5 protein-coding genes are annotated in these 3,395 nt (G+C 69.7%); 2 read left to right on the top strand and 3 right to left on the bottom strand.

What is annotated here, in order from left to right:
• The first annotated feature begins 187 nt into the window (after nt 1-187).
• Together ACFR9S_RS10810 and ACFR9S_RS10805 are read left to right on the top strand one after the other, a co-directional pair.
• Nucleotides 188-646 (top strand): universal stress protein, encoded by a 459-nt coding sequence (locus ACFR9S_RS10810; RefSeq protein ID WP_379818616.1) that lies wholly within the window; start codon nt 188-190, stop codon nt 644-646.
• A 53-nt stretch (nt 647-699) separates the two neighbouring features.
• Nucleotides 700-1,884, top strand: a complete 1,185-nt coding sequence (locus tag ACFR9S_RS10805; protein WP_379732396.1) for a DHH family phosphoesterase — start codon at nt 700-702, stop codon at nt 1,882-1,884.
• 31 nt (nt 1,885-1,915) lie between these two features.
• On the opposite strand, the gene ACFR9S_RS10800 is transcribed toward ACFR9S_RS10805, so the two are convergent.
• From ACFR9S_RS10800 to ACFR9S_RS10790, 3 genes are all read right to left on the bottom strand, one after another.
• Nucleotides 1,916-2,326 (bottom strand): hypothetical protein, encoded by a 411-nt coding sequence (locus tag ACFR9S_RS10800; RefSeq protein ID WP_379732395.1) that lies wholly within the window; start codon nt 2,324-2,326, stop codon nt 1,916-1,918.
• 98 nt (nt 2,327-2,424) lie between these two features.
• Nucleotides 2,425-2,859, bottom strand: a complete 435-nt coding sequence (locus tag ACFR9S_RS10795) for a DUF5807 family protein (RefSeq protein WP_379732394.1) — start codon at nt 2,857-2,859, stop codon at nt 2,425-2,427.
• A 49-nt stretch (nt 2,860-2,908) separates the two neighbouring features.
• Complete coding sequence (locus ACFR9S_RS10790) at nt 2,909-3,385, bottom strand: DUF7112 family protein (protein WP_379818619.1); 477 nt, start codon at nt 3,383-3,385, stop codon at nt 2,909-2,911.
• Nucleotides 3,386-3,395 lie beyond the last annotated feature (10 nt).

Here is a 3,395-nt window from a genome sequence, read left to right as displayed (position 1 = left end):
GCGCAGCGAGTCGCGCGAGCCGAGCGGGCAGGGGCTTTCACGGTGTTGCTGACCCAGCAGTCTCCTCATAAGCAAAAACACCTGAAGCAGGCAGAGAGGACCACACCGAACCCAGCAAGAGGTCCGAACCCACAGAGAACGAATCAGGCCCGTCGGAGTTATCCCTCCCCGCACGAACCGAACGCGTATGTTCGACACCTTGGTCATCGCCACCGACGGCTCCGAGAGCGTCCAGCGGGCGGTCGACGTGGCGCTCGACTTCGCCGAGCGGTTCGACGCCGACGTGCACGCGCTGTTCGTCGTCGACGAAGGCCAGATCGAGTCCTCGCCGGAGAACGGCCGCGAGCATCTCCGCGCCGGGCTGGATACCGACGGCGAGAACGTCGTCGCCGCGGTGCCGACCCGCGCCGAGAGCAGCGTGACCACCGCGGTCCGGGAGGGCCGGCCGGCGGCGGCGATCTCCGACTACGCCGGCGAGTTCGACGCCGACGTGGTCGAGACGGGGACCCGCGGGCGCCACGGCGAGAACCGCTACCTGATCGGTGGCGTCGCCGAGAGCGTCGTGCGGCGCTGCCCCGTCCCCGTCCTGACCGTCCGACAGTTGGAGAACGGAGCCGACGGCGGGACGGACGCCCCGGCCGCGTAGCTCCGGTTCCGGCGTTCCACGGCGCTTATACCCCGGCTCGCCGACCCTCGGGTATGGACGACGAACTCATCGAGACGAGCGAGCTCTCGCTGCACCGGCGCTCGCTGCTGCCCGGGAAGGGCTTTTTCTACCCGGACTCGCTGGAGGAGGACCGAACCGAGGAGCGGATCGCCGAGGCCGTCGACGGCGCCGAAACGGTCGTGATCACCGACTCCGACGCCGACGGGCTGGGCTGTGTCGCGCTGCTCCGCGAGGCCCGCGACGCCGCGCTCGACGTGGCACCGTTCGAGGAGGCGCTGGCTCAGGAGATGGCCGACGAGGAGCCGGACGACGAGGACGACGAGAAAGGCGAGGACGAAGAAGAACCCCACGAGCGCTCGACGGTCGCGCTGGTCGCGTCCGGCCCGGGCGACATCGAGGACTCCCTCGAACTGGTCGCCGAGTACGTCGAGGCGGGGGCGGACCTGTTCGTCTGTGACATCTGCCCGGACAGCTACGAGTACATCGCCGACGATCTGGAGACGCTGGTCGATCGCTGCGGCGAGGTGCGGTGGTTCGACCACCACCAGTGGGGCGAGGAGCTGGAGCAGAGCGTCCGCGACGCCGGCGTCGACCTCGTGATCGGCGACAGCGAGGAGGAGTGTACGACCGACGTGGCGCTGCGCTCGCTCGACTACGAGTTCGACGAGCGCTACGCCGAACTCGCCGAGGTCACCCGGGACCACGACCTCTGGCTCAAGCAGGACGAGCGCAGCGACGACCTCGCGGACTACGCCTACTGGAGCGGTCCCGAGGAGTACGCCACCATCGTCGGCGAGTACGGCGCCGCGCTGCCGGAGACGGTGCTCGACTACGTGGAACACCGCCGCGTAGAGAAGGAGCGCCGCATCGAGGCCGCGGTCTCGCGGGCGAACGAGCGACAGATCGGCGACTGGACGGTCGGCTTCACGTACGGCCGCTGCTCGCAGAACGAGGTCGCCGAGACGCTGCGGGAGCAGGGCTGCGACGCCGCGGTGATCGTCAAGCCCTCCGGCAGCGCGTCGATCCGCGGCTCGGAGGGGTTCGAGCGCTGCCACGAGGTCGCCGGACAGGTCAACGGCGGTGGCCACCCGAAGGCCGCGGGCTGCAAGCCCGACATCTACGACGACATGCTCGACATGGCCCAGCACTGGACGACCGAGGGGCAGGCCGCGCGGACGGTGATCCGACGGGCGTTCGAGGAGCTAGCGGCGGAGTAGAACGGAAGCACGCCCGGGATTGATCGACAGGTCAGTCGTCTGCGGCGGTAGCACGGTACGCCGAGGCGGACGGCGACTGGAGGATCGACATCGCCCGCGTGACGAATCCCGCGAGCCGGCGGGCGGCGTCCCGGTCGATCGAGACGAGCGTCCCCGCCGTGGGTCCCTCCGGGAAGTGCAGAATGACCCCGTCCTCGTGCACTTCGGTCGTCGCGCGTGCGGCCCCGAGGGGCGGGTAGTCCTCCTCCCGGAGCAACGCCTGCGTGTCCCGAGCGCGCTCGACGATATCCGGGAGTTGGTTGTGTAAGCGGTCAGTTGCGAGGTCGTCGCGGACGTACAGCGTCTCCCAGTCGTCCCCTTCGTAGTGGAACGCCGTTCGGTATGCATCCCCCGCCCGATCCTTGACGAACTGGTGTAGCTCCCGGTGGTGCTCCTCGGTCATCATCGGGAGAGTTCACGGCGAAGACTGTTTTTCTTTGTGGCTCGTTGAAAAATTCGGAGAGTCAACTCGTACCGACCCGCGCCGGCCGGTTCGTCGCTCTACTCGCCGGACCGACTCCCGACGACCCACTTCTCGGAGTACGACTCCCCGCAGGCACACTTCGCGTAGGCGTGAATCACGTCGCCGTCGGCGTACAGCCCGCCGACTTCGGGGTTCTCGGCCTCGGCGAACGCGAACACGTACTGGACCTCGTGCTCGTCGCCGTCGCCCTCCGGACACTCGCCGCCCGAAAGGTCGGCGTCGACGCTGCCGCCCTCGCCCATCGCCTCCTTCGCGAACTCCATCGCGTCCTGCCCGGTTCCGGCGTTGAACAGCTTCCGTCCCTGGTCGCCGGGCCGGACGAGCACGACGCCGCCGTCGACTTCCTCGCCGGCGTCGGCCAGCTTGCCCGCCTCGTCCAACTGATCCTCGGCGAGGAACAGCGCCACGTCCTCCAGCCGCTCGCCCGCGAGGAACTCCGAGAGCTTGCTCATACCCCGACGAGGCGCCTGAACGGGAAAAAGCGACCGCGTTCCGGTCGGCTCAGTCGAGGTCGAACGGGTCGGCATCGGCGCCGTCCCGGTCGCTACCCTCGCCGCCGAGATCGCTCGCGATGTCCTGCAGCGACCCGCCCGGGCCGCTGGTGTCGCGGTAGAACGTCCGCTCGCCCGGCAGTCGGAGCCCGTAGCGCTCGCCCGGCTGGATCTCGTCGACCTCGACGGGATCGCCCGGCTCGCGGCCCTGTTCCTGCAGCCACTCGACCAGTCGGTTCTCCGCGCGACCCGGGTCGCGGGCCTCGCTCTTGAGGTCGTAGGCGCCGCGGAGCAGAAACCCCGAGCGGTCCTCGCGGACCTCGGCGTGGCGTTCCTCGCCGTCGATCACGACGCGGACGAACGCGCCCGGTTCGAGGTCGAGGTCGGCCGGCAGCCGGAGGCAGGGCCGGCGGGTGCCGCCGCTGCGGGCCACCTCCGCCCGCTCGGTGCGGACGCTGGCGTGGTCGCTGGGGATGCGATCGGGCATCGAGAGCTGA

The organism is Halolamina salina (assembly GCF_042678005.1).
Classification (GTDB): Archaea; Halobacteriota; Halobacteria; order Halobacteriales; family Haloferacaceae; genus Halolamina; species Halolamina salina.
The sequence above is the reverse complement of the archived record's forward strand: the minus strand, read 5'-3'. Positions and strand labels throughout refer to the sequence as shown.